At 39.0% G+C, this 26,856-nt stretch carries 26 protein-coding genes; 11 read left to right on the forward strand and 15 right to left on the reverse strand.

Annotated features, from left to right (window positions below):
- Positions 1–6: 6 nt before the first annotated feature.
- Both ABEG20_RS11650 and ABEG20_RS11655 read right to left on the reverse strand, forming a co-directional pair.
- Positions 7–1,854: an ATP-binding protein gene (locus ABEG20_RS11650; protein WP_406823518.1), complete on the reverse strand. Its 1,848-nt coding sequence runs from the start codon at positions 1,852–1,854 to the stop codon at positions 7–9.
- Between the two features lie 32 nt (positions 1,855–1,886).
- The gene (locus ABEG20_RS11655; RefSeq protein ID WP_406823519.1) at positions 1,887–2,930 is read right to left on the reverse strand and encodes a DNA topoisomerase IB; all 1,044 of its coding nucleotides are present in this window, start codon (positions 2,928–2,930) and stop codon (positions 1,887–1,889) included.
- Positions 2,931–3,021: 91 nt separating this feature from the next.
- Here ABEG20_RS11655 and fmt point away from each other — a divergent pair, with 91 nt between their 5' ends.
- Positions 3,022–3,930, forward strand: a complete 909-nt coding sequence (gene fmt / locus ABEG20_RS11660) for a methionyl-tRNA formyltransferase (protein WP_406823520.1) — start codon at positions 3,022–3,024, stop codon at positions 3,928–3,930.
- A gap of 381 nt (positions 3,931–4,311) precedes the next feature.
- On the opposite strand, the gene ABEG20_RS11665 is transcribed toward fmt, so the two are convergent.
- The 3 genes from ABEG20_RS11665 to ABEG20_RS11675 form a co-directional block, all read right to left on the reverse strand.
- Entirely contained in the window at positions 4,312–5,058 is a 747-nt protein-coding gene (locus tag ABEG20_RS11665) for a hypothetical protein (RefSeq protein ID WP_406823521.1), read from the reverse strand.
- Between the two features lie 131 nt (positions 5,059–5,189).
- A complete protein-coding gene (locus tag ABEG20_RS11670) occupies positions 5,190–6,029 on the reverse strand; it encodes an aminotransferase class IV (protein ID WP_406823522.1) in 840 nt (279 codons plus the stop codon).
- Positions 6,030–6,032: 3 nt separating this feature from the next.
- Complete coding sequence (locus tag ABEG20_RS11675; protein WP_406827395.1) at positions 6,033–7,061, reverse strand: RluA family pseudouridine synthase; 1,029 nt, start codon at positions 7,059–7,061, stop codon at positions 6,033–6,035.
- Between the two features lie 104 nt (positions 7,062–7,165).
- On the opposite strand from ABEG20_RS11675, the gene ABEG20_RS11680 reads away from it, so the two are divergent.
- Both ABEG20_RS11680 and ABEG20_RS11685 read left to right on the forward strand, forming a co-directional pair.
- Positions 7,166–8,197 (forward strand): DUF6588 family protein, encoded by a 1,032-nt coding sequence (locus ABEG20_RS11680; RefSeq protein ID WP_406823523.1) that lies wholly within the window; start codon positions 7,166–7,168, stop codon positions 8,195–8,197.
- 23 nt (positions 8,198–8,220) lie between these two features.
- Positions 8,221–9,132, forward strand: coding sequence for a 1-aminocyclopropane-1-carboxylate deaminase/D-cysteine desulfhydrase (locus tag ABEG20_RS11685; RefSeq protein WP_406823524.1), 912 nt, complete (start codon positions 8,221–8,223; stop codon positions 9,130–9,132).
- A 14-nt stretch (positions 9,133–9,146) separates the two neighbouring features.
- Here the strand turns inward: ABEG20_RS11685 and ABEG20_RS11690 are convergent, their stop codons facing one another.
- Positions 9,147–9,536 (reverse strand): winged helix-turn-helix transcriptional regulator, encoded by a 390-nt coding sequence (locus tag ABEG20_RS11690; protein WP_406823525.1) that lies wholly within the window; start codon positions 9,534–9,536, stop codon positions 9,147–9,149.
- A gap of 98 nt (positions 9,537–9,634) precedes the next feature.
- Between ABEG20_RS11690 and ABEG20_RS11695 the strand changes: the two genes are divergently transcribed.
- Complete coding sequence (locus ABEG20_RS11695; protein ID WP_406823526.1) at positions 9,635–10,165, forward strand: NAD(P)H-dependent oxidoreductase; 531 nt, start codon at positions 9,635–9,637, stop codon at positions 10,163–10,165.
- A 219-nt stretch (positions 10,166–10,384) separates the two neighbouring features.
- Here the strand turns inward: ABEG20_RS11695 and ABEG20_RS11700 are convergent, their stop codons facing one another.
- Entirely contained in the window at positions 10,385–10,744 is a 360-nt protein-coding gene (locus ABEG20_RS11700; RefSeq protein ID WP_406823527.1) for a chorismate mutase, read from the reverse strand.
- 393 nt (positions 10,745–11,137) lie between these two features.
- On the opposite strand from ABEG20_RS11700, the gene lat reads away from it, so the two are divergent.
- Both lat and ABEG20_RS11710 read left to right on the forward strand, forming a co-directional pair.
- On the forward strand, positions 11,138–12,469 hold the full coding sequence (gene lat, locus ABEG20_RS11705; RefSeq protein ID WP_406823528.1) for an L-lysine 6-transaminase: 1,332 nt from the start codon (positions 11,138–11,140) through the stop codon (positions 12,467–12,469).
- 2 nt (positions 12,470–12,471) lie between these two features.
- Positions 12,472–12,873 carry a hypothetical protein gene (locus ABEG20_RS11710; protein WP_406823529.1) on the forward strand — a complete coding sequence of 134 codons (402 nt, stop codon included), beginning with the start codon at positions 12,472–12,474 and terminating at the stop codon, positions 12,871–12,873.
- A gap of 789 nt (positions 12,874–13,662) precedes the next feature.
- On the opposite strand, the gene ABEG20_RS11715 is transcribed toward ABEG20_RS11710, so the two are convergent.
- Positions 13,663–15,024 (reverse strand): acyl-CoA dehydrogenase family protein, encoded by a 1,362-nt coding sequence (locus ABEG20_RS11715; protein WP_406823530.1) that lies wholly within the window; start codon positions 15,022–15,024, stop codon positions 13,663–13,665.
- Positions 15,025–15,181: 157 nt separating this feature from the next.
- On the opposite strand from ABEG20_RS11715, the gene ABEG20_RS11720 reads away from it, so the two are divergent.
- The gene (locus tag ABEG20_RS11720) at positions 15,182–15,553 is read left to right on the forward strand and encodes a hypothetical protein (protein ID WP_406823531.1); all 372 of its coding nucleotides are present in this window, start codon (positions 15,182–15,184) and stop codon (positions 15,551–15,553) included.
- 70 nt (positions 15,554–15,623) lie between these two features.
- On the opposite strand, the gene bshB1 is transcribed toward ABEG20_RS11720, so the two are convergent.
- The 3 genes from bshB1 to ABEG20_RS11735 all read right to left on the reverse strand — a co-directional run bounded on the left by bshB1 (position 15,624) and on the right by ABEG20_RS11735 (position 17,583).
- Complete coding sequence (gene bshB1, locus ABEG20_RS11725; protein WP_406823532.1) at positions 15,624–16,340, reverse strand: bacillithiol biosynthesis deacetylase BshB1; 717 nt, start codon at positions 16,338–16,340, stop codon at positions 15,624–15,626.
- Between the two features lie 109 nt (positions 16,341–16,449).
- Positions 16,450–16,962 (reverse strand): glutathione peroxidase, encoded by a 513-nt coding sequence (locus ABEG20_RS11730; protein ID WP_406823533.1) that lies wholly within the window; start codon positions 16,960–16,962, stop codon positions 16,450–16,452.
- Between the two features lie 6 nt (positions 16,963–16,968).
- Entirely contained in the window at positions 16,969–17,583 is a 615-nt protein-coding gene (locus ABEG20_RS11735) for a DUF4294 domain-containing protein (protein ID WP_406823534.1), read from the reverse strand.
- A gap of 109 nt (positions 17,584–17,692) precedes the next feature.
- Here ABEG20_RS11735 and ABEG20_RS11740 point away from each other — a divergent pair, with 109 nt between their 5' ends.
- The 4 genes from ABEG20_RS11740 (at position 17,693) to ABEG20_RS11755 (ending at position 23,574) form a co-directional block, all read left to right on the forward strand.
- Complete coding sequence (locus ABEG20_RS11740; protein ID WP_205059065.1) at positions 17,693–19,900, forward strand: bifunctional (p)ppGpp synthetase/guanosine-3',5'-bis(diphosphate) 3'-pyrophosphohydrolase; 2,208 nt, start codon at positions 17,693–17,695, stop codon at positions 19,898–19,900.
- 159 nt (positions 19,901–20,059) lie between these two features.
- Positions 20,060–20,557 (forward strand): Fur family transcriptional regulator, encoded by a 498-nt coding sequence (locus ABEG20_RS11745; RefSeq protein WP_265852281.1) that lies wholly within the window; start codon positions 20,060–20,062, stop codon positions 20,555–20,557.
- Positions 20,558–20,595: 38 nt separating this feature from the next.
- Entirely contained in the window at positions 20,596–21,876 is a 1,281-nt protein-coding gene (locus tag ABEG20_RS11750; RefSeq protein ID WP_406823535.1) for an adenylosuccinate synthase, read from the forward strand.
- A 441-nt stretch (positions 21,877–22,317) separates the two neighbouring features.
- Positions 22,318–23,574: an anthranilate synthase component I family protein gene (locus ABEG20_RS11755; RefSeq protein WP_406823536.1), complete on the forward strand. Its 1,257-nt coding sequence runs from the start codon at positions 22,318–22,320 to the stop codon at positions 23,572–23,574.
- Positions 23,575–23,825: 251 nt separating this feature from the next.
- Here the strand turns inward: ABEG20_RS11755 and ABEG20_RS11760 are convergent, their stop codons facing one another.
- The 4 genes from ABEG20_RS11760 to ABEG20_RS11775 all read right to left on the reverse strand — a co-directional run bounded on the left by ABEG20_RS11760 (position 23,826) and on the right by ABEG20_RS11775 (position 26,799).
- The gene (locus tag ABEG20_RS11760) at positions 23,826–24,632 is read right to left on the reverse strand and encodes a M48 family metallopeptidase (protein ID WP_406823537.1); all 807 of its coding nucleotides are present in this window, start codon (positions 24,630–24,632) and stop codon (positions 23,826–23,828) included.
- Between the two features lie 95 nt (positions 24,633–24,727).
- On the reverse strand, positions 24,728–25,375 hold the full coding sequence (gene plsY, locus ABEG20_RS11765; protein ID WP_406823538.1) for a glycerol-3-phosphate 1-O-acyltransferase PlsY: 648 nt from the start codon (positions 25,373–25,375) through the stop codon (positions 24,728–24,730).
- A 49-nt stretch (positions 25,376–25,424) separates the two neighbouring features.
- On the reverse strand, positions 25,425–26,267 hold the full coding sequence (gene nadC / locus ABEG20_RS11770; protein ID WP_406823539.1) for a carboxylating nicotinate-nucleotide diphosphorylase: 843 nt from the start codon (positions 26,265–26,267) through the stop codon (positions 25,425–25,427).
- Between the two features lie 133 nt (positions 26,268–26,400).
- Complete coding sequence (locus tag ABEG20_RS11775) at positions 26,401–26,799, reverse strand: DUF4783 domain-containing protein (RefSeq protein ID WP_406823540.1); 399 nt, start codon at positions 26,797–26,799, stop codon at positions 26,401–26,403.
- Between the last annotated feature and the right edge of the window lie 57 nt (positions 26,800–26,856).

Genomic DNA, 26,856 nt, shown 5'->3' on the forward strand with positions numbered 1-26,856 from the left:
GTGTAATTAAATTTTTAAGGCAAAGCAAAACGAGGCACCCTGCCCCTCTTCACTTTCTACCCAAATTCTCCCCCTTTCATTTTTGATAATTTCTGCAGAAATATAAAGTCCAAGACCTAAACCAGGGTAGGTATGCTGCAGGCTTCCACCTACCCGATAAAACTGATCGAAAACCAGGTGTTGCAGCTCTTTCGAAATCCCGATTCCATAATCCCTTACACACAAAATTACTTCGTTGTTTAGCAAATAGGTACTTACATCAATCTGATTGGCATCAGTAGAGTATTTAATCGCATTTGATAAAAAATTGGTAATCACCTGGCCAATACGTTCCCGATCCACATAAACCATGGCATTGCTGTTTAAATCGGTTTTGATGTAATGTTTAGAAGTGATGTGCTGCATTTCATCTACAATTTCTTTTACCGCCTCATCAAAATCAAATTTTGCCGGATTAAAAGTCATTTTCCCCGACTGTATTTTGGTTACATCAAGTAAATCGCCGATTAAACCGGTTAAACGGTTTAACTGTAAATCCATTTTGCGCACCATATCAGCCTTTTTCTCATCACCATCATTTCTGATCATCCTTTCCAATACCTGCGCATAAGCTTTTATGCTGGTTACAGGTGTTTTCAATTCGTGACTCGCAATGCCCAAAAATTCATCTTTTTGTTGCTGTAGCTGAACTTGTTTAGTTACATCCATCGCAGCGTGTAAAATGGCATAAACTTTCCCTTCGGCGTTCCTCAAAGGTTTATAAGTAAAATTGAACCACAGGCTTTCCATTTTACCATTAATAGGTAATAAAGCCTCCTGCTGATCAGCATGGTAGGGAATACCTGTACGATAAACCTCTTTTAAAATATCGATAAAAGGTTGTCCTTTTAATTCAGGTATAGCCTCTTCCATCGGCTTTCCGATTACACTTTTATCTTTACCCCAGAACCGCAGCATTTCATCGTTAGCCAGAGAGATTATAATATCTTCCGTTTCGTAATAGCCTGTGGCCATTGGAGTATCCAATAACAAATTCCTGAAACGTTCTTCGCTTTTGGCCATTTCCATCCGCGAATGTACTAACGAAGTGATTTCGTTGGCCACAACCATGATCCCGGTCACCACATTGTGTTGATCGCGGATTGGGTCATATACAAAATTGAAATAATAATCCTGAAGTACACCATCTCTTTCTAAACTCGCCATGGTTTCATAGCCATAATGGGGTACCCCTGTCTGGTAAACCTGAGTTAACAAATCGGGAAAGGGTTGTCCCTTTAATTCGGGCAAACCATCCATTAAATGGAGCCCGATTACCTCTTCTGTTTTACCCCATAATTTTAAAAGATCTGCATTTGCCTGTTCAATTATAAAATTTTCGCCCCTTAAAATACCTATGGCTACAGGTGCATCCTGAATCATCTTCCGGAAAAGCTCTTCACTGGCTTTAATCTTTAATCGGGCATTTACCAGCTCGGTAACATTAGTGGCGTTATTAACGATGCCCCAAACCTTCCCGTTATCATCTTTTAAAGGTTTATAGATAAAATCAAAATAGAAGGTCTGCAGTACACCATTGTTGATCAGCAATACGCGGTCTTCTTTTGTTTCGTAAGCAATGCCTGTTTGGCGAACCTCTTCCAAAATGCTTAAAAAAGGTTGGTCTTTTAATTCAGGCAATGCAATGGCAAGTTCCTGCCCGATAACGCTACTATCCCTACCCCAAGCTTTAAGTATGGCCTTATTGGCTACTTTGATCACCATTTTTTCTCCAACATACAATGCAATAGGCATCGGAGATTCTTCAATCAATGTATAAAAAACGGCAGCTTTATCGTCAAGATTAATGTGCATATTAGGATGAAAGGACAAATATAATTGGTTTTCTACTTACTATTGGCTTTTAAAAATGATAATAATACTTTCTCATCATGCGCCAGGCCCAGTTTTCCGGTTATTTTATTGTTATTCATTTTTTTCATGTATTTGCCCAGTTCATCGTTTTCATAAGCGGTAAGCAACAGCGGGTACACATAAGAACTTTTACATACTGCCCTTGTATTACCTAATTTTTTTGCTACGCAATCCAACACGCTAACAATGGCCTTTTTAGAGTTGAGGTTAAAGTTTTCGTCGGCACTGCACTTCGAAAACTGGCGCAATGCCTCCAATGTTCCGCCCCAGGTTCTAAAATCTTTGGCAGTAAAATCATCACCTGTAATTTCTCTGATATATGAATTTATTTTACCCGAATCGATACTTTTGTGTTCTTTGCCATTAGTATAAAACTGAAATAATTCCTGCCCGGGAATATCCCTGCATTTTTTGACCAGTTTGGCTAATGATCTGTCGTTCAGTTCTACTTTCTGTTGAACACCCTTTTTACCTATAAAATCCATCGTAATTTTACTACCGTCGATTTTGACGTGTTTATCGCGCAGGGTAGTGAGGCCGAAAGAACCATAAAGCTGTTTATAACTTTCGTTACCCACACGAATCAATGTTTTTTGAAGCACATCGACCGAAATGGCCAATACCTTTCGTTCATCTAATTCTTTCCTCCGGAGGTCTTTTTCGAGATTTTTCCTGGCATTTGGCAATGCTTTTCCAAATTCCAGTAGACGAAAATATTTATCTTCAGATCGGCGGCTGGTCCATTTGCCATGGTATTTATATTGTTTTCTGCCGGCGGCATCAATGCCGGTAACCTGCAGATATGCGTTGGGTTTGTTGGCAATCCATACGTTTTGCCATGCAGGCGGAATCACCAGTGCTTTTATCCTATCGAGGTGCTTCTCTTCGGTTATTTTATGTCCATCTTTATCTTCGTAATGGAATTTACCTGGCTTACCTTTTCGGTAAATACCAGGCATACCGTCAGTTACGTACACCAATCCGCTTGCTTTAACAACATCTTTGCCTTGTACCATTTTTGCCTGTAAGTATGGGTTTATTTTTAGTTATTTTGCAAAACTTTAGCGTGGATATCCACGTTATTTTTAGAAACACAACACTTTCCTTATGAAAATAGTTTTTATGGGTACGCCCGATTTTGCGGTAGCCTCTTTAGATGCCTTGGTACAAGCCAGTTTCGATGTAGTTGCAGTGGTTACTGCACCAGATAAGCCTGCCGGACGTGGCCAAAAACTGAATGAAAGTGCAGTAAAAAAATACGCTGTAGAAAAAGGCATTCCTGTTCTGCAGCCAGAAAAGTTAAAGAACCCTGAATTTCTTGAGCAACTCAGATCATATAAAGCCGATTTACAAGTAGTTGTGGCTTTTAGAATGTTACCTGAAGTGGTATGGAATATGCCGCCAAAAGGAACCATTAACCTGCATGGATCGCTTTTACCACAATACCGTGGCGCTGCCCCGATAAATCACGCCATCATAAACGGAGAAAAAGAAAGCGGTGTAACCACTTTTTTCCTCACGCATGAAATCGATACCGGCAATATTATCCTTAGTGACCGTACGCCCATAACTGATGAAGAAAATGCCGGCGACCTACACGATAAACTAATGCACATTGGCGCCAACCTGCTGGTAAAAACGCTTAAAGCCATTGAGGCTGGCGAGGTTAATGAACAACCGCAGCCACAAAGCGGCGACTTAAAACATGCTCCAAAAATTTTCAAAGACGATTGCAAAGTCGACTGGAATAACAAGGCAGAGACGGTTTATAATTTAATCCGCGGACTGAGTCCATACCCTACTGCCTTTACTTTTTTAAACGATAAAACCCTGAAGATATTTAAGGCCGAAATAGAAGATAAAGAACCGGGCATAGCGGCTGGCGGTTTTTTAACAGACGGTAAAACCTATTTAAAATTTGCGGCTAAAGATGGTTTTATCAAACTTTTAGATATTCAATATGAAGGCAAAAAAAGAATGCTGATCGAGGATTTTTTAAGGGGAATGCGGTTGTAAGTTAGTCCCTAGTCTGGAGTTCTAAGTCTGGAGTCCTAAGTCTGGAGCCTGAAGTCTAACAACCGGCAGTAAACTATATGTCATCCTGAATGCAATGAAGGATCTTTTAAAGTTTAGATTCTTTGTTTAAAAAATCGCACATAGATGGGTTTGGGTGACTACGGCAGGACTACTGCCGGCAGTAAATACCCGACCGACAGCGTTATCCCGTTTAAGGATATTTCATTCATGAGATCATTTTATCGGGATTAAGCAAAGGGCGGGACTAGCGGAACCGAAGTACCACAGAATTTGCTTTCCAGAAAAAGAAAGGGTTAAATCTTTGCATGATGACCAAATTAAATCCCTCTTTTTCTGGAAAGCAATAACAATCTTGTTCAGCTACCGGTTATAATTATCAATAGCCTTTTCTATATTCTTTTTACCAGATTCGCCTACCAGAAATCCTCCTATACTTAAACCCGCACCCAGGCCCAGCAAAACAAAACTGCCGGTATAACTACGGTCTGCATATTTAGGAATCCCGCCAAAAGTTGTACCGGTCTGTTTACCTTCCGACATTAGCGTAATCCCACTGGCAATAATTGCAGCTCCTGCCGCCACGTACATCGCAATACCTGTAATTTTAGTATTCCGATATCGTCCTAACAGCGCTAAACTTTTCGGGTTATCAGCCATGGCATCATTTAAATTGCGGTAGTTTACCCTTTTAATATCGGCATAACCCTTGTTAATAAACATCCGGTTGTTTACTGCCTGCCGCCTGTAATCTATAAATCCATAATATTCACCTTCTATCGGAACATCATCATAAGTTACTTCCTGATAAAGATTGAGTTTACCTTCAATAATCCGCTCCGCAAAAGAGGCCGCTCCCAAAAGACTGAGTTTTCTGGTGTTGGCAAAAAAGCCATCCTGATTATTAAAAAATTTGACCTGTGACACCGGTATCCGCCTTGAATCGGCCCGAAGCGACCACCCGCCGGTTAAATCCGGCCGCAACCTGATCTTTTGTGCATAAACTGTAGAATCTGAATAGAAGTACAGAAAGTTTCTGGATTCGTTCAACTGCTGTGAACGGGCGTTCAGGCCATAGCAAGCCATTACGAGCATGAGTAATTTTTTCATTTCGGTTAAATTTGTGTGTGTGACCAATAATACTAAAAATACAGTTCAGGTCAACACAAACCGATAGAAATCAAATGTAACATCGCCGAAGCAAAAGAAATTTGCCTCCTATGGAAATTGAGGACAGGTTATTATAAAGCGTTCAATTTCTCGATCAAAAACTTAGATACCTCATTAAAATACCGTTTCCTCCCATAGCCCATTACCCATTGTATGCCTTGAGTAGCATTAGTAATAAAAACTTCTTCGGCTTCTTTTAATATTTCGGGGTTGATCTGTGCCTCAATTAAAGGCATATCGTTCATTTTACATAATTGCATAATAGCTGTACGCATTACACCACTGATACAACCTTCTGCAAGGGCAGGTGTATAAATCTGTTTATTGTATACTACAAAAACATTGGCACTGATGCTTTCGCAAAGAAATCCATGTTGGTTCAGGATCATGGCCTCATCCAGGCGGTGCTGGCTTTTAAAAAGCCCGGCCATAACATAAAGCAGGGCATTGGCAGTTTTAAAATTCGAGAGTTTATTAACTGGTTTAGTCATTTCATCATAAACATCAATGATCAAACCTTTACTGTTTAACTCATATATAGATGTTTTTAAAGGAATACCCTCCAAAATATAACCTGCTTTATTGATTTCAGGCGTATAAACCCCAGCTCCTCCCCTGTAAACAGACAGCCGGAAACGGACGTTACCGTTCCATTTGTTGCGTTTTACCAGATCGGCGGTTTTTTGACGCAGAAAATAGTCGTCCATTAAAGCATGTCCGTCAATTTTTAGCGCTTTCATGCCAGCCGTTAATCTATCGGCATGTAAATCGGCAAATTGCAACTTATGATTAATCATCCGCATGCTTTCGAACAATCCATCACCAAATTTAAAACTTCTGTTCGAAGCTGTTAAAATCGGGGTATCTGCCGCCAAAAATTCATCATTAAATAAAAGGTAATCCTGAGACATATTTTATGATGTAGCGATATAATTTTCCCATTTGGTTAAACCAGCTTTAAAATCGGGCGGTAGTGGGGATTCAAAATGCATGTATTCTTTAGTACTTGGATGTATAAAACCTAAACTTTGCGCATGTAAAGCCTGTCGTGGCAACAATTCGAAACAATTATCCACAAACTGTTTGTATTTATTAAACGTAGTGCCTTTTAAAATCTTATCGCCGCCATACATAGCATCGTTAAATAATGGATGACCAATGTGCTGCATGTGCGCCCTGATCTGGTGTGTGCGGCCGGTTTCGAGTTCACAACTGATTAAGGTAACATACCCTAAACGCTTTAATACTTTATAATGCGTTACCGACCATTTTCCTTTTTCTTCATCATCGTAAATATCCATCACCCGACGATCTTTCACACTTCGGCCGATGTAACCGCTTACCGTTCCTTCGTTTTCGATATCACCCCAAACCAATGCAATATATTTACGGGTTATACTGTGATCAAAAAACTGACGGGCAAGATGTGTAATCGATTTTTCATTTTTACTGATCAGCAATAATCCCGAGGTATCCTTATCAATCCGGTGTACCAGGCCAGGACGGCCATCATTGCCGGGGAGTTGAGGGAGTTGTTCAAAGTGGAAGGCCAAAGCATTAACCAATGTTCCGGTATAATTATTAAAACCAGGGTGTACAACCATCCCGGCAGGCTTATTTACTACCAGCAAATCGCCGTCTTCGTAAATAATATCCAATGGGATATCTTCAGGATAAACTTCTGTGTCACGTGGCGGATGGGGTAAAACGATAGATATTTCATCATAAGGTTTAACTTTATAACTCGCTTTTATCTGTTTCTGGTTAACCAGTACATTCCCTGCATCAATTGCATTCTGAATACGGTTTCGGGAAGCATTTTCTACACGCACCATCAAAAATTTATCGATACGCAGCAAAGACTGCCCCTTATCAACAATAATCTTTAAATGTTCATATAATTCCTGCTCTTCCGATTCCTGCAATCCGACCACATTTTCCATGGTGCAAAAATAAACTTTTAAGTTCAAGAATTTTTTAATGATTGCATTTTTCAGAAAAACAGCATTATCTTTACTCATAATCAAATCATTCTAAATTGTCTTATATGAAAAAATGCTACGTTTTAAAGGCCATATGCGCCTTATTTTTATTGGTATTTGCTCAAAAAGCAAACGCTCAGCAAAATGTTGGGGACCTTTTTAAGTCTGGTCCGGATGATGCGACCAAATTGATCAACGCTTATTTCGATCCCTTATACAAAGGTTTGGGCATTGGCTTAACGGATGGATGGAGTAATACTGCAAAATCTAAAGGTTTGTTAAAATTCGATGTTCGCTTTTCAGTTTCCGGCGCCTTTGTGCCGCAATCAGCCCGAAGCTATGATGTAAATACATTAGGTCTTAATAACATCAGACCTGCAGTTGGTTCGTCATCTATAGGTCCAACTGCTTTTGGCAACGATGAGGTTGGCGGAAAAATGCAGATTTATGCCAGCAACGGCCAACCTACAACATCATTTTTTAATCTTCCAAAAGGTTTAGGCTTCCATGTTGTGCCTGCTGTACAGTTACAAGCTACTTTGGGTCTGCCCAAAAACATTGATGTTACTTTAAGAGCAATGCCTAAAATAAAACTGGGCAGCGATCTGGGGAGTCTATCAATGATTGGTTTTGGAGCGAAGGTAGAATTGCTGCCACTACTTGTGGGGAATACTACCGAAAAGCTTATTCCAGTTGATATTGCTATTGCAGGTGGTTTTACACAATATAAATACACCTTACCTTTAAATATCAATAATTCGACAGGTTCTAACCAACATATCGATGCCAGGTTTAACGGCGTAAATTTTGACGCAATTGTATCAAAACAAATTTTATTTTTTACGCCATTTGCCAGTCTGGGGTATCAAACTTCTAATACTGATTTAAAGGCTTTGGGTACCTATTCTTTTGATACTGGTAATGGTCAGTCGGTAAATTATACCGACCCGATTGCTGTAAATCAAAGAGATATCAATGGGGTAAGAGGAAGTGTAGGCTTTCAGCTGAAGTTTGGTTTCTTTAAGTTCTATGGTTCATATACCCAGGCAAAATACAGCATGGTTAATGCCGGTATTGGTTTAGGTATCGGTAAATAAGTGACTTATAAATTTAATAGTGTTTGAAAACACCTGAAATATTCAGGTGTTTTTTATTTTTACGCGTGTTAGAAGAAATATATAGCCCTGTACAGAAAATATCATTTGCACCATTAAACAACCTGTTTGTTAAAAGGGATGACCTTATTGACCCTTACATTTCGGGCAATAAATGGCGCAAACTCAAATATATTTTAGCGAAGGCAAAGGATGAAAACAAAACGCATCTGGTTACCTTTGGTGGTGCTTATTCCAATCACCTGGTCGCTACAGCCGCTGCTGCATCACGCTCAGGACTCCAATCAACTGCTTTTGTACGTGGCGAAGAAGTAAAAAATGAGATGTTATTGCTCTGCAGCTTATTTGGGATGAAACTCATTTTTACCGACCGCGAAAGTTATCGGGATAAACTCCAATTGTTCGCAAAGCATTTCGCCCATGATGAACAGGCTTATTTTATAAATGAAGGCGGAGCTTCTGTTGAGGCCACCATCGGTTGTGCAGAAATAATCGACGAATTGACAGCACCATACGACCACATTTTTTGTGCTGCAGGAACAGGAACCACAGCGGCAGGTTTGTTGAGCGGGATCAGGCAACACCAGCTAAATACGAAGTTACATATCATCCCCGTACTAAAGGGGGCTTATTTTATTCAAGAAGAAATTGCACAATATACACCTGTATCTGAACATCTCAAACTTCATCTTGACTATCATTTTGGAGGCTACGCCAAAACCACTCCTGAACTGATTAGCTTTATCAAAACCTTTACGGCAAAGAGCGGAATACTTTTGGATCCTGTTTATACAGCAAAAATGTTTTATGCCATCCAGGATTTAGCAAAACAAGGCATTATCGGCAAAGATGAAAAAGTGTTGGCAATCCATACAGGGGGGCTAATGGGCCTTTTGGGGATGATGGATAAGTTTTAGAAGTTTCTTTTTGCTTAATTCGTTTTGGTAATGTTTAAGCTGTTTGCTGAATCCAGTGCCTTATGTTTATCTCCCCAACTTTCCAGTTGTTTAATAACTGCTTTAAGTTCGTAACCTATTGGTGTTAGTTCGTATTCCACACGTGGCGGAACTTCAGCATAAACAGTACGTTTAATAATTTTGTTCTCTTCCAGTTTTCGGAGCTGAAGCGTCAACATGCGTTCGGTAATATTAGGCAACAGTTTTTTCAGTTCACCAAATCTGAGTTTGCCATTAATTAACCAGGAACAGATGACCAATGCCCATTGCCCTCCGATAATATTGGCCGCATAAACTTCCGGACATTCATCGGCTAATGCCTGCTTATTTGCAAAATTGGTCGATGTTTCCTTGATTTTAGACATTACTTACATTTTTTATAGTATCATACAATGGGTAGCTAATATACATATTGCAGGCAAGCTATCTTATTTTTGTAGCTGATAATTTTAAAACTACTGAAATGAAAACACTCATCATCGTCATTCATCCCGATATCCAAAACTCTGTTGTTAACAAGAGATGGATCGAAGAACTTCGTAAATTCCCTGATAAATTCCATATACATCAATTGCATGAGGTATATCCTGATGGAAAAATCAATGTGCCTGCAGAACAAATGTTGATCGAAGATTATGAAAAGATTGTTTTTCAGTTTCCTTATTATTGGTTTAACTGCCCTGCCTTTTTCAAAAAATGGTTAGATGAGGTGCTTACACATGGCTGGGCATATGGAAGCAAAAGCGGTTATAAAGTTGCAGACAAAAAAATCGCATTGGCCATTTCATTAGGTGTAGATCAGGATGAGCTCAGTTCTTCTGGTATTTACAAATATCCGCTGGAAGAACTTACCCGTCCTTTTGAGCTTTCTTTTGAATATGTTAAAGCCGATTACCAACCATTTTTTGCATACTATGGAATTGATCATCATCCTTCTGAAGACTGGGTTGAAAAAAGCGTTCCGCTATACCTGGATTTTCTGGACAAATTGTAGCAATGTTTGCCAGTGCACATTATTGAAGCAGCAGGCTGTCAGCTAAAAGACAAAAAGCATTGATCAAATGAAAAACCATTCCACACTTTTGAAAGTCCAAAAGTTGAGTTGTCTTTAATCATATTTTAAACAGCTTTGCTCTAAAACACAAAATCCACATTTAAACATGTGTTTAGATGTGGATTTTTGTGTACTGAATTCTGATTTTAAAAATTAATTTCAATAATTAGCGGCTTTGCTTTCAATCCTAAGACTTTCGCGATGAATCGCATTCATAAGCTCGGTAACGAATTCCTCAGATAAACCCTGCTGCATTCCAGCCTTAACAGCATGATTGACTACTTCCTGAAAGCGGGAAGTCTGTAGCGCCGGGATTTTATGCTTGGCCTTATATTCTCCGATCTCCTTAACCAGTTTTTCCCTAAGGGCTATTGTTTCAACAATTTTCTGATCCAGGGAATCAATCATCTTTCTGTTGGTTGCTAAAACCGTGGGCGGTTTGGCAGTTGTTGCTTGTGCGCCAGCTGAACCACATAGGGCAACCACCATGATCAGTATGAAATAACATCTTTTTTCCATAGTTAAAAGGAGTTTTTAGTTTTAAAAACGGACTGGTCAGAACATTATTGCCAGTAAAGAAGTTAACATCATTCAAGCTAAAGATTTATTTTATGCCTGAAATGATAAAACTAGTTTTTCTAAAATATAGATCCGCCAGTATGCAACAGAAGCAGCTTCCCTAATGAATGGAAAATAAAAAGGTTGGTGCCCGCATATTTATCAAAAAAAGGTACTTTAATAAAGCATTCCATTAAAAAAGTTTTCCACATCTGTGAAGTCCAAAACCCGATTTTGTCTATAATCATACTTTAAACTGTTTAAACCTATTTTTTAAGTAAAATGCAGAAAAAGTGCTTAAATTTTGATTTTAGGCACATTTAACTAAATTTGGATTATACCAAAACCAAGTTTATGTATCAATTAACAGTACCTGCAGATCGCGTTAACGAATCTTTGAGTAAGCACATTTTGGCCGATGGTTTCGACCTGACCTATGATATGGAAAAAAGTCAGGGCGCTTACATTTACGACTCGAAATACAATAGGACTTTACTCGATTTTTTCACTTGTTTTGCTTCTGTTCCATTGGGTTATAACCACCCTAAAATGGTTAATGACGAAGCTTTTAAAAAGAATCTTTTACTCGCTGCTTTGTCCAATCCATCGAACTCCGATGTTTATACCCAGCAATATGCACAATTCGTGGAAACATTTTCTAAAATTGGTATTCCCGATTATCTGCCACACGCTTTTTTTATTGCAGGTGGAGCCTTAGCAGTAGAAAATGCCATTAAGGTTGCCATGGACTGGAAGGTTCAGAAAAACTTTGCAAAAGGATATACTGAAGAAAAAGGTTTTAAAGTTTTACACTTTGAAAGGGCTTTTCATGGCCGTACAGGTTACACACTGAGTTTAACCAATACGCTACCCGATAAAACAAAATGGTTTGCCAAGTTCGACTGGCCGAGGGTGGCCGTTCCGGAAGTTAAATTTCCGCTTTCCGGAAATCACTTAAATCATGCCATTGCAACTGAAGAGGCTTCGCTTGCACAGATCAAAAAAGCCTTTGCAGAGAATAAAGATGAGATCTGCGCCATCATTATAGAACCCATCCAATCAGAAGGAGGAGATAACCACCTGAGAGAAGAGTTTTTGATTCAACTTAAAACACTGGCGGATGAAAATGATGCCTTTTTGATTTATGATGAAGTACAAACTGGCGTAGGATTAACGGGTAAATTCTGGTGCCACCAGCATTTTAGTGAAAAAGCCCGACCGGATATTATCGCTTTCGGCAAAAAAATGCAGGTTTGCGGCATCCTTGTTGGCAAAAAGGTAGATGAAATTGAAAGTAATGTATTTAAAGTACCCAGCCGAATTAACTCCACATGGGGAGGCAATTTGGTTGATATGGTACGTTCTTCTCAGATTTTACAGATTATAGCGGAAGATCAGCTATGCGAAAATGCATCAAAAGTAGGCCTATACTTAAAAGATCAACTGGAAAATCTATCGCATAAATTCGATCAAATGACAAATGTACGTGGAAGAGGCCTGTTATGCTCTTTCGATTTCCCGACAAAAGAAATGCGCAATGCATTTATTGGCAAAGGACTGGAAAACAATGTGATGTTTTTGGGTTGTGGTGAAAAAACGATACGTTTCCGTCCGGCACTCTGCATTGGGCAAAAGCATATTGACGAAGGCCTGACGGTTATGGAAAAAATATTGCCTTTATTGTAGGCATGAACAGAAAATCGTCGGTTTATTTCCTGGTTGCAGGTGTTTTAGTATTGATCTTTTTTATGGTTAAAAATGTTTTTGATCAGCCAGGAATTAGTGATATGAAAGCTGGCTTTAAAGAAGTGATCAAATATAGAAATGACAATAACACCGGCCCTATCCAACGGATTTATGTGGTGACAGTTAAAGATTCGATCTGGAAAGAAATGGAAGATTATGGCAATTTAATGCCCCATACCAAATATGGTAATACCAAAGTGTATTTTTTTATGCATCATGCAAATATTCCGCAGAACTTACAGCCTGGTGAAGTAAATTTTGATCCAGCCTTCAACAAAGCCTGTATTGCTTTATATGAAAAAAGTGCGATGAGCCAGGTCGCATTTAATAAACATCCTTTTTAAACAGAAGTTAAACGTCGGGCCAAAGCCTAAAAATTCATGATTATTTGGAAATGAAGGGTCCAGCACATTTGGCATTTTCAGTCCCGCTTTCCGCTTTATCCCGATGAAAAAATCGGGATGTTCGCTGCAATCGGGTTTACATACAAAGTTTTGCACCTTGAAAGCAAGCCATCGTTCAATAAACCTGACAGCAGCGAAAATCCTTTTTGCTTGCACTACCCTTGCATATGCTGTCATGCTGAGGTACGAAGCATCTGTACAGCACACTACTTTAGTACCAGGCACTACAAAACGCGCAAAAAGATTGCAGCGAATGGCAGGGCAACAGTACCTATGAAATACTGACATTCATTTCCAAAACCTAAAAATTTATCATTATTCGGAAATGAAGGGTCCAGCACATTTGGCATTTTCAGTCCCGCTTTCCGCTTTATCCCGATGAAAAAATCGGGATGTTCGCTGCAATCGGGTTTACATACAAAGTTTTGCACCTTGAAAGCAAGCCATCGTTCAATAAACCTGACAGCAGCGAAAATCCTTTTTGCTTGCACTACCCTTGCATATGCTGTCATGCTGAGGTACGAAGCATCTGTACAGCACACTACTTTAGTACCAGGCACTACAAAACGCGCAAAAAGATTGCAGCGAATGGCAGGGCAACAGTACCTATGAAATACTGACATTCATTTCCAAAACCTAAAAATTTATCATTATGCACAGCGGTCTTCGACTACGCTCAGACTGACAAGCAACTAATTACCTTTTCAAACTTCGTTAAGTTCCGATCATCTAAACAAAAGCTGAAAACCCCGTTATCGCCCTACCTACAATCAGGGTGTTAATTTCTTTGGTACCCTCATAAGAATAAATTGCTTCGGCATCGGCCACAAAACGTGCTACATTGTATTCAAGTAAAATACCGTTTCCGCCCATCACTTCTCTTGCTTTACTGACAACATCACGCGTTCTTAATGAACAGAAAACCTTGGCCAGCGAAGCATGTTCATCTTTCAATAAACCCTGGTCCTGTAGCTGTGATAAACGGAAACAAAGTGTTTGCATAGCCGTTAAATTCGATAACATCTCTACCAGGTGATTTTGAATCAATTGAAAAGATGCAATGGGTTTACCAAACTGTTTTCGGGTACGCGTATATTCCAAGGCATTTTCATAAGCGCCGCGGGCACAACCTACCGCCTGCCAGGCCACACCTGCCCTTGTCATTTGTAGTACTTTAGCGGTATCTTTAAATGAGTTGGCATTTTGCAGGCGATCTGCTTCCTCTACCTCGCAATTGGTTAAGGTAATAATTCCATTCTGTACAATCCGTAAGGCCATTTTATCCTGCATTTTCTCTACGGCAAAACCCGGATTATCTTTTTTTACGATAAACCCTTTCACTTCTCCGCTATCCTCATCGCGTGCCCAGATAATTAAGATATCGGCAAAGGTGGCATTACCAATCCATTTTTTCTGACCGTTTAATATCCATTTGCCATTTACTTTTTTACAGGTTGTGGTTAATCCGCCGGCAGCGGCAGACCCAACTTCGGGCTCAGTTAACCCAAATGCGCCTATGATTTTAAATTGCTGCATTAGCGGTAACCACTGTTGTTTTTGTTCTTCCGAACCGCATAAATAAATCGATCCCATGGCCAAACCGCTCTGTACCCCAAAAAAAGTAGAAATTGAGGTATCAATCCTGGCCATCTCCATCGCTAAAATGCCTTCCATCAAATTCGATTTACCCGGACAGCCATAACCTTTGTAGGTTAAACCACAAATATTAAGTTCAGCAAGTTTTGGAATAATTTCAAATGGAAATTCTGCCTTGTTCCAATAGTGGTTCACGATGGGTTTTACTTCCTGCTCTAAAAAAGCCCGTACTTTTAACTGAAGTGCACGGTCTTCATCCTTTAACGCTTCATCGCCCAAATGGTAAAAATCGCCCTCAATAGGTGGCAATTCTTTCTTTTTCCCAGATCCACCCATCATTTTCATCATCCCCTGAATCTGTTTATCATCGAGGCTTGATATCGTTTCAACCATTTTGGGTAAATCAACCTTTTTCGATAAAGCTTCCAGTTTGCCGAAATCTACATGTTTAAAAAGTTGGTAAGCGTTTTTGAGAGAAGAAAATATATTCGCCATTATTATTCGTTTTGAGAATAACAAATGAAGGTCAGTTTTGTTGGCTCATCATTTAGATCGCTCCATACTAACTATTTAGCACTTCACAACTGGAAAGTGTAATGCAAAACATTATTATTAAAGTACTGTTTTATGGTTCTAATTAAATTCAATTTATATGAGCACAGAAAATCAATTACCAGAAGAAGAACAAAGTTTCTTTGATAAAGCAAAGAGTAAATTAAGCGATCTAAAGGACAAAGCTGAAGATGCCTGGGAAGACGCAAAAGATAAAGCAGCGGATGTATGGGAAGATGTAAAGGATAAAGCTGAAGACCTGAAAGATAAAGCTGAAGACAAATACGATGAAATGAAAACAAAGGGAGCATTTGCTGCCGGAGAAGCTAAAGGCCAGGCTGAAACAACAGGAGAAAACCTGAAAGACAAAGCGAGCGATTTGGCTGACAAAGCTGCCGATAAGGTAGACGATCTTAAAACAAAAGCAGCATTTAAAGCTGGTGAGATTAAGGGGAATTTAGAGTCTAAATAATTGGGCTATTAAAAAAAGTGCATGTCTTAAATACCAGGCATGCACTTTTAATTTGATTAAATAGCTGATTTTAACGCAAATCAAACAAATTATCAACACCTAATAATTTCCTCGAAGTAAAACCTTCGCCAAAAGTAGCTCCAATGCTTTTACCAAATTCTCTCGAACGGCCTATTACGCTTTCAAAAAACGCTGGCGAGGATATATAGGTTTGCTGACCTTCTACATCTGGATTATAAAACTGTGTTTTAAAAGCCTGGATCGATTCGATCTTTTTATCCATGTGGTCAGAGATATCTACGATAATATCTGGCTTTAAATACCGATCTTGAATGAATTGCAATAACAATCTTGGACGATGTGCATCTTGCAGAATCCCATCAACTGATGTTTCTATTTTTGGTAAACCCGATAGAAAAACGGAATCGTAAACCAAGTCGCCAGCCCTTCCATGGTCAGGGTGACGGTCTTCAAGCGCGTTGCTTAAAATAATTTCTGGTTGGTATTTTCTGATGGCTTTAATCACTTCTAAACGGTGAAATTCATCGTTCTGAAAAAAGCCATCCCTCAATCTCAGATTTTCGCGGATATGCAAGCCTAAAATTTTAGCTGAATCTGCCGCTTCTTCGTCTCTTGTTTCAGCTGTCCCCCTTGTACCGAGTTCACCTCTGGTTAAGTCTACAATACCTACTTTTTTACCGAGGGCAATATGTTTTAAAATCGTACCTGAACAGCAAAGCTCTGCATCATCAGGATGCACGGCTATTACTAAAATATCTAAGTTCATCTTTGTTTTTTGTGTTTTTCAATTGTCAGATGGAACCTTTAATCATTAAAATAATCATTATCCATCTGGTTTAATGATTATTTAAATAATGTCGGTTTCATTGATTTAATTATTGGGCATTCTGACTCAGCAGTTGCTGAATCTTCTTTTTGATTTTCGAATTTAATGGCTTAGTGAACGGGAAAAAATAATCTTCCAGCTCGCCATTTTTATTCACGATGTATTTATGAAAGTTCCATCGTGGTTTTGAACTTAGTTTTGCGTTTTGTTTTTTATCGCTCAGGAACTGGTAAAGCGGGTGAGCATTTTCCCCGCGAACGATAATTTTATCAAAAACCGGAAATTTCACGCCATGGTTAATTTCACAGAAAGATGCAATATCAGATCCGTTTAAAGGTTCCTGCTTTCCAAAATCGTTGGAAGGAAAACCCAGAATTTCAAAATCAGGGCTGTTAACCTCGTCCTTAAGTTGCTGCAATTCCCTTAACTGTGGTGTTAAACCACATGCTGATGCGGTATTTACGATTAAAACAACCTTATTTCGATAAGCTGATAACGGCTGTTCTTCGCCATTAACTTTCATAACCTTAAACGAATAAATATTTGGGATGCGCTCCTGCATGATATATTATTGATAAAACCCTGAAGTACGGATAATAGATTCTATATCTCTATCCGTATTCGGATCGTAAGTGCTTTTTAAATTATGTCCCACCACACGGGCAACAATCTGATAAGAAAATGCAGCAAAACCACCTTTGGTCTGCTTTACAATATCATATGTTGTTCGGCCCACTTCACGATCGATGAGTTTCGTTAAAATCTGACCTTGAGTAATCGTCAACTCCTTTATTTCACGGTTAAACATGTCTTTGATTTCCTTGTCGCATTGTTTAACCAATTGTTTTTGTTCTTTTTTTTCTGCCGTTTTGGCCAAATCCTGCTCCAGTTGTTCATAACGGCGTTTAGCAAACAAAGCATAAGGCATTACCTTTAATACATTGTACCGCAAACGGTTATAAGCAGCCTGCTCAGCGGGCGATTTCCAGATCCTGGCGGCATAAATGTTAACCTCATTCAGTTGCATCCATGGAATCATTACTCCATTGTCATTCGTTGAGGCTACTTTTATGGTATCACTTTTGCCTAACTTAGGGAATACAGGGGCAGTTGGTTCCTGCGCTTGCAGTGAAACACCATAAATCATTACAATACAAAGAAAAAATAGCCCTTTAAATTTCATAAATTTATACTTTTACAAAGTTAGGTGTTATTTCATATATTAGTTGTTCAACAGAACTAATATAAGTTTTATTCATAAATAAGACGCAATTTTTACGCAAAAAATACAAATGAAAACAGAGTTAGTGATTGATTTAGAGGCGGAAAAGCAAGAGATTCTAAAAAGATATAGGGCATTACTACGGGCAAGCAAATCTACTTTACAGAAGGGGGATAAAAAAGAAATCCGCAAAGCTTTTGATATGGCACTCGAAAGCCATAAAGACATGCGCCGGAAATCTGGCGAACCTTATATCTACCACCCTATTGCCGTTGCGCAGATTGCTGCCGAAGAAATTGGCTTGGGCACAACTTCTATAGTATGTGCCTTACTGCATGATGTGGTAGAGGATACCGATATTACCTTAGAAGATATTGAACGCGAATTCGGCAAAAAAACTGCTAAAATAATAGATGGTTTAACCAAAATTTCTGGCGTTTTCGATACCAATAGCTCATTACAGGCAGAGAATTTCCGTAAAATGCTGCTTACCCTGGCTGATGATGTCCGGGTAATTTTGATTAAACTCGCCGATCGTTTGCACAATATGCGTACAATGGATTTTATGCCCCGCCACAAGCAGCTTAAAATCGCCTCAGAAACCATTTATCTGTACGCTCCCCTCGCCCACCGTTTAGGTTTATACGCCATAAAGTCAGAATTGGAAGATCTTTCCATGAAATATCTTGATCCTGACACCTATAAATTCATTGCAAAAAAATTAAACGAGAAAAAGGCAGAACGTGCACTTTTCATCAAAAAATTCGTAGAACCTATTGACGAGATAGTTCATGAACAAGGATTAGTGGCCGATGTTTATGGCAGACCTAAATCTATCCACTCGATCTGGAACAAGATGAAAAAGAAAAACATTCCTTTTGAGGAAGTTTATGATCTTTTTGCCATCCGGATTATTTTGGATTCAGCACCGGAAAATGAAAAAGCCGATTGCTGGAAAGCCTATTCCATCGTAACCGATTTATACCGCCCAAATCCAGATCGTTTACGCGATTGGGTTTCATCACCAAAAGGAAATGGCTACGAAAGCTTGCACACCACGGTAATGGGTCCACGCGGGCAATGGGTGGAAGTGCAGATCCGTACACAACGCATGAATGAAATTGCAGAAAAAGGTTTTGCTGCACATTGGAAATACAAAGAATCGAGCAATGACAATGGTCTAGATCAATGGATCCAGAAAGTACGCGAAATGCTGAGTAATCCTGAAGCCAATGCTTTAGATTTCCTCGATGATTTTAAAATGAACCTTTTCTCGGACGAGATTTTTATTTTCACGCCAAAAGGTGCTTTAATCCAACTGCCTTTAGGTGCTACTGCATTGGATTTTGCTTTCGAGATCCATACCGATGTAGGCGCAACCTGTATTGGTGCCAAGGTTAACCACAAACTGGTTCCGATTTCCTACAAACTTCAAAATGGCGATCAGGTAGAGATTATCACCTCGAGTAAACAAACGCCTAAAGAAGATTGGCTCAATGTGGTTGTTACCGCTAAAGCCAAGTCGAAAATTAAGTCGTCGTTAAAAGAAGAAAAAAGGAAAATTGCCGAAAATGGCAAGGAAATTTTAGAAAGAAAACTGAAATCGCTTAAAATCACCTACAATACAGAAAACATTCAAAAACTAAGCTATTTCTTTAAGCTACCGTCTACCCAGGAACTCTTTGTACATGTTGCCCTCGGCAAAATAGAGCTGAAAGATATTAAAGAGTATCTATCAAGTGGAAAAGAAGTAGAGAGCCGTAGCCCGGAAAGACCTGAAAATCTTTCTGTTGATGGAATAAAGAGTAAGATTAAGGGTGGAGAATCTGATATTTTACTCATTGGTGAAGATATGCAGCGTATCGATTATACCTTGGCAGCCTGCTGTAACCCGATACCCGGCGATGATGTTTTTGGATTTATCACCGTAAGCGAAGGAATAAAAATACACCGCACCAACTGCCCAAATGCGGCACAGTTAATGGCCAATTATGGTTATCGTGTGGTTAAAGCTAAATGGAACAAACAACAGGAATTAACTTTCTTAACCGGCTTACGCATTGTGGGTATTGATGATGTTGGCTTAATCAACAACATTACACGCGTTATTTCCACCGATTTTAAAGTGAATATGCGCTCTATCACCGTAGATACGAATGAGGGAATTTTTGATGGCTCGATTATGATTTTTGTAAACGATACCGAACACCTGGAAAACCTGATTAAAAATTTATTAAAAGTGAGAGGCGTAACCGGCGTAACGAGGTTTGATGCTTAGTTAGTCCACAGTCCTAAGTCAAGGAGTCCGGAGTTCAAAGTCGAAAGCTTTGACTATGGACTAAAGACTGCGGACTTCAGACTAATCTTACAACATTTAAACAATCTAACCCTCGAACAATCAAACTAATTAACTACCTTTGAATGGAGTTTAAAAACTATGTCTGAACAAAAAACAAATGAGCTCGTTCGCAAGATTTTTGAGGCTTATCTAGAAAACAAAAATCTACGTAAAACACCAGAGCGTTTCGCTATATTGGAAGAAATATATTCAAGAAACGACCACTTTGATGTAGAAACCCTGTATATCCACATGAAAAACCAAAAGTACCGCGTGAGCCGTGCTACGGTTTACAATACGCTGGAATTATTGGTTTCCTGCGACCTGGTTACCAAGCACCAGTTTGGTAAAAACATGGCACAATTCGAAAAATCTTACGGTTACCGCCAGCACGATCACGTGATCTGTATCGAGTGTGGTAAGGTAGTAGAATTCTGCGATCCCCGCATCCACCAGATCCAAACCATGGTTGGTGATCTTTTAAAATTTGATGTTAAACACCATTCGTTAAATCTTTATGGTTTCTGCTCTGATTGCAGCATGGCCAGAAAAGTAAGTGAAAGTGCAGCAACAGTCGAAAAAATTGAACAAAATTAAATCAAAATACAAATAAAACCAGCTTAATTTATTAAATAATGACGCAAGTAGATGTACTTCTCGGCCTGCAGTGGGGCGATGAAGGAAAGGGAAAAATCGTTGATGTACTAAGTCCAAAATATGATCTTATCGCCCGCTTTCAGGGTGGCCCAAATGCCGGACATACTTTAGAGTTTGATGGCAAAAAATTCGTTTTAAATACCATCCCATCAGGAATTTTTAACGAGAAAACCATGAATCTGATCGGTAATGGTGTAGTAATCGACCCTATTATCCTAAAAAGAGAGTTAGATAATTTAAAAAAAGCTGGTCATGATCCGATTGCCGATGGCAAATTGGTGATTGCCCGTAAAGCACACTTGATTTTACCTACCCACCAATTATTGGATGCCGCTAACGAAGCACGCATGGGTAAAAACAAAATCGGATCAACCTTAAAAGGTATTGGTCCAACTTATATGGATAAAACCGGCCGTAACGGTTTACGCGTTGGTGATACCACCTTACCTGATTTCAAAGAGCGTTATGCCAAACTGGTAGAAAAACATACCGAAATCCTTTCTCACTATGAAGGTTTTGAATATGAATTAGCGGAAAAAGAAGCATCATTTTTTGAGGCCATCGAATTCTTAAAAACCATTCCTCATGTAGACAGTGAGCATTATGTGAATGGTTTCTTAAAAGAAGGAAAAGCGGTCTTGGCAGAAGGTGCGCAAGGAACCTTATTAGATGTAGATTTTGGTTCATATCCTTTCGTAACGTCGAGTAACACCACAACTGCAGGTGCCTGTACCGGTTTAGGTATTGCCCCAAACAAAATTGGAGCTGTTTATGGTATTTTTAAAGCTTATTGCACCCGTGTTGGTGGCGGTCCTTTCCCTACTGAATTAGATAATGAAGTTGGCGAAAATTTACGCGCATTAGGTCACGAGTTTGGTGCAACTACAGGTCGTGCCCGCCGTTGTGGCTGGATCGATCTTCCTGCTTTAAAATACGCGATCATGTTAAATGGGGTAACCGAATTAATTATGATGAAGGCCGATGTTTTAGATACCTTTGATACGATTTACGCTTGTACCCACTACGAGTATAATGGCGAAACCATCGATTACATGCCTTACGATATCATTTCTATTGAACCAAAACCAGTATTAAAAGCAATTGAGGGCTGGGCTACAGATGTAACCAAAATCACTTCAGTAGATGAAATACCGGCTAAGCTGACTGATTATATCGCATTTTTAGAAAAAGAACTGGAAGTGCCAATCAAATTCCTTTCTGTAGGACCAGACAGAGCACAAACTTTAGCGTTACGTTAGAAACATAATTCGTCATGCTGATCCGATAGTTATCGGATTTATTTCAGCATTTATCTACTCTATTAACACTAATAGATCCTGAGATAATTCAGGGTGACGATTAATTAAAGAAAAGCAATCCATAACGGGTTGCTTTTTTGTTTTTAGTTAATTATAATAAAAAATCGTCATTCCCGCACAGGCGGGAATCTTAATGCCATAGGCTTTATGATTACTTAACTACACGTTACCGTCATCTCGACTGAAGCATAGCGAAATGGAGAGATCTATCTAAAAAGATTTAGCTTCGCTGAGCACTTCGTGGTTCTCGGCCACACTGCACCCCATTCGAAATGACGACTTATCCGAATGAAAGCATGATGGGAAACTCAAAAAAGTTGTTTCAAAAGATAAAAATTAATTTTCTACAATTACCATCTCTATTTTTACCTTTGCGACAGTTTGAAAACCCCGCAAAACATATCTGAATTTAAACAAAAAGCATTACACTGGGCCAATCAGTTCGAGGTATGTTGTTTCTTTGATTCAAATGAATACAAAGATGCTTATTCGGCTTACGATTTCATTATTGCTGCTGATGTTCATGCAGAATTAATATGTTCTGCAGGTAACGCCTTCGATCAGCTAAAAATTTTTTATGCTGTTCACAAACAATGGATTTTCGGCTATTTTAGCTACGATTTAAAAAACGAAACAGAAGATCTTCAATCTAATAATCCCGACGGTTTAAACTTCCCGGATTTATACTTTTTTGTTCCAAAATACCTCATTGCTTTTAAAGATGGTAAAGCTGAAATCCTGCTTGGTGAACAATCAATTTTAGGAGAGGTTGAGGCCTTCTTTTTTGAAGATAATAAACAATCTAAAGCGGTCCGGATATCACAAAAATTATCTCAAGATCAATACATAGCTAAAGTTGAGGTTTTAAAGAGCCACATCCATAAAGGCGATATTTATGAAATCAATTTTTGTCAGGAATTTTTTGCAAAAAATGCCGAGATAGACCCCATTCATACTTTTGAAGCCTTAAACCAGCTTTCTCCCACACCGTTTGCAGGTTATTTTAAAGTTAATGGCCAATATATTTTATCAGCCACACCAGAAAGATTTTTGTGCAAACGGGGAACGAAACTGACCTCACAACCCATTAAAGGCACTGCTAAAAGAAGTTCTGATCCTGAAGAAGATCAAGCTATAAAACTGCAGCTTAGAAACAATAATAAAGAACAGGCAGAAAATGTAATGATTGTTGATCTGGTGCGCCACGACCTCACTAAATCAGCCGTTAAGGGTTCTGTTACTGTTGATGAATTATTCGGTATCTACAGCTTCCCACAAGTCCATCAAATGATTTCTACCATTAGCTGTAAATTAAATTCAGAGATCCATTTCATAGATGCCATTAAAAATACCTTCCCCATGGGTTCCATGACAGGAGCCCCAAAGGTTAAAGCCATGAAATTGATTGAAGAATACGAAGTAACCAAAAGGGGTATTTATTCCGGTTCCTTTGGATATATAACACCTGATGGGGATTTCGATTTTAATGTGGTAATCAGAAGCATCTTATACAATAGCGATAATCAATATCTATCTTTTCAGGTTGGAGGGGCGATTACTTATGAATCAGACGCAAAAAAAGAGTATGAAGAATGTTTACTCAAAGCCAGTGCCATTTTGAAGGTACTTGAAGGTTAATTGGTTTACTAGTCATTGGCCATTGGTTAAAGGGGGGCGCTCCCCAAGCGATTCGACTATATAAATCGTCGTCATCTCAACTGGAACACATTGGAATGGAGAGATCTATCCAGTATATCTCGCTTTTTAGATTTCTCGACTGCGTTACACTCCGCCCGAAAGGACGGTAATTTAAAGCGGGACGAAACAAAAAAAGGTGGAATTTTCTGCATCATGCAAAACCTTCCACCTTAAACCTTAAGCCCCAAACCTTATTTCTTATAATACTGTTGCGCTTCAGGCAAATATTTTTGAATCTGTGCAATACGTGTAGCATCGCTTGGGTGGGTACTTAAAAATTCAGCTGGTTTTTGTGCTGCAGCTGATGCTGCCGACATTCTATTCCAAAAGGCGGTAGCATTTTGTGGATTATACCCTGCCATGGCCATAAAAATCAAGCCTAAACGATCGGCCTCTAATTCTTGGTTACGACTGAATTTCAACATCGCAACTGGTGTACCTACCCCATAAAGTGTATTAAAAATAGATTGTGTTTTCGGGTTTTTAGACAGCGCTACGCCTGCAGCGGCACCAATTCCCTGGGCTACCATTTCCTGCGACATCCGCTCTGCCGAATGGCCTGCAATCGCATGGGCAATCTCATGTCCCATAACGGTAGCTAAACCGGCATCATCCTGGGTAACCGGCAAAATACCCGTATACACCACAATCTTACCTCCTGGCATACACCAGGCATTTTTTTCATTGTTCTGTACTACATTAACTTCCCATTGATAATCAGCAATCAGATTACCATAGTTATTGCTGTTCATATACGATTTTACAGCAGTAATCAACCGGCTTCCAACGGTTTTGACTTTTAAAGCCTGCGCATTTGAAGCAGGTAAAACGGCTGATTTATTTTCTGTTAAAAAGGTATTATAGGCTTGGAATGCCATTGGCAAAACCTGGTCGTTACTTACCAGATCAAATCGACTACGGCCCGTTAAAGGAACAGTAGAACATGCGTTAAACAATAAAATCCCAGCAACACTGGCTGCTAAAAATAATTTTTTCATAAATGCGATCTTAAATGATTAGTAAAACAAACAGGCAAAGCCGATGATAAAACAGTAAGCCTACATATAAGTTTTAAAGAAATGTGTTTTGTTAATTAATTAGTTTTCTTCCTAAACAAATACACTTTAGATTCTTTGCCTTTCAGCAATCTTTCGAGATTTTTTTGGTGCGTAACCAAGATTAAAATGCAAACCACCATGCCGTAAAGCACCTCAGATTTGATGGAAACCTGAAACAGGAAAACTACGCTTAATGGGAAAGTAAATCCCGCACAGATGGAGCTTAATGAAACATATTTAGTTAACAATAATATCACCACAAAAACCAGAACGCAAAGCATAGATGCTTCGAAGTTAACTGCCAAAATCATTCCAAAAAGTGTAGCCACACCTTTTCCTCCTCTAAAACCAGCAAAAACAGGAAACAAATGCCCCATTACGGCCGTTACCCCTAAGGCAAGCTGATAGTTAACAAAAACAACTGAATTTTGTGGCCCGGTTACCGACATGCCGATCAGATAGGCCAGATTGGTTGCGGTGTATCCCTTTGCAATATCGATGATCATCACAGCAATTCCGGCTTTTTTGCCCAGTACCCTAAAAGTATTGGTTGCACCAGCGTTACCACTTCCGTACTCCCTTACATCAACGCCATAAAAGGCCTGACCAAGCCACACAGCTGTTGGAATAGATCCGAAAAGGTAAGCAATTAATAAAGCGCTGAGAGAATAAACCGTAACCATAGCTTACAATGTTACAAAAAATAAGCTTTTAATTTTATAGCAAATCAATTTAGTATGCTTTTAAACTCATATCCAGGCTTTTCACAGAATGTGTAAGCGCACCCATCGAAATAAAATCAACTCCACAAGCTGCGTATGCAGCAACATTATCTTCCGTAATTCCTCCGGAAGCCTCCGTAATAAATTTCCCGTCTATTAATGAAACTGCAGCCTTTAGGTTTTCAAAACTGAAATTATCAAGCATAATCCGGTCTACGCCACCAACAGCCAAAACCTGTTTTAACTCTTCCAGGTTCCGTACCTCGATTTCGATTTGAAGTGATTTATTTTGATCTGTTAGATATTGTTGAGCAGCTGTAATGGCATTTGAGATCCCTCCTGCATAATCTACATGATTATCCTTGATCAGAATCATATCATATAAACCTATACGGTGATTTACGCCTCCACCAATCCTAACTGCCCATTTCTCTAAATAACGCAAGCCAGGGGTGGTTTTACGGGTATCTAAAATCTTGGTTTTGGTTTTCTTTAACAATGATACGATACGATGGGTCTTGGTCGCAATGCCACTCATACGCTGCATACAGTTTAAAACCAATCGTTCGGCTATTAGAATAGCATGTGTACTTCCTGTAACGGTTAAGGCTATATCGCCAAATTTAACGGCAACTCCATCCTGTAACAATACATCAACCTTCAGGTTGGGATCAACCTCTCTGAATATTTCAATGGCCAGTTCAATTCCAGCTAAAATGCCATCTTCTTTGATAATCAGTTTCGCTTTCCCTTGCGTTCCCTGCGGAATGGTGGAAAGTGAGGTATGATCTCCGTCACCAACATCTTCGGTAAGGGCATTTTTGATGAATTGATGTATAAGTTTAGTATCCAAAATATAGATTTTAATGCCGCAAAAATAAGAATTATTTATTAGCAGGCAATTTCCTGAAAGGTTAAAGTGATTGGTAAATCTAATTTAGCATCAGATTAGAAAGCTTCTAAAATCTAGCAGATAGCTAAAAACCTTAATCCTTTGCAGGCTCTATCCTCAATTCGGTAATAGAAAAACTGGTATTGAATTTTTTCATGGTAATAGAAACCCTGAAGGTTTCTTTAGCAGTGCTCAACATGATTACACCAAAACGATAATTGGGATTGGTATTGATTTTATGAAAAATACTTGTTTTTACGGGCGGATGTTTGATAAAAAAATCTCTCAAAATCTGTTCACCCTGTGCTTTTGAGTATACATCTTCTTCATCAATAATGATCAGTTCGATAGTTGAAGCAAAATCTTTGGCAATTTCTTTTGAGTTGCCAGCCTTAAAATACGAAGATAAATCATCAATTATATCGGCCTGAAAGGCTGTAGGATGATATAATGACGACAAACTAATGATGAGTAAAAATAAGCTTCGGATCATTTCTGTATTTTATACAGAACCCTATAGCTAAAATTATGCCATTAGCATATCAAAAAA

This window comes from Pedobacter sp. KACC 23697, assembly GCF_045348445.1.
Classification (GTDB): domain Bacteria; phylum Bacteroidota; class Bacteroidia; order Sphingobacteriales; family Sphingobacteriaceae; genus Pedobacter.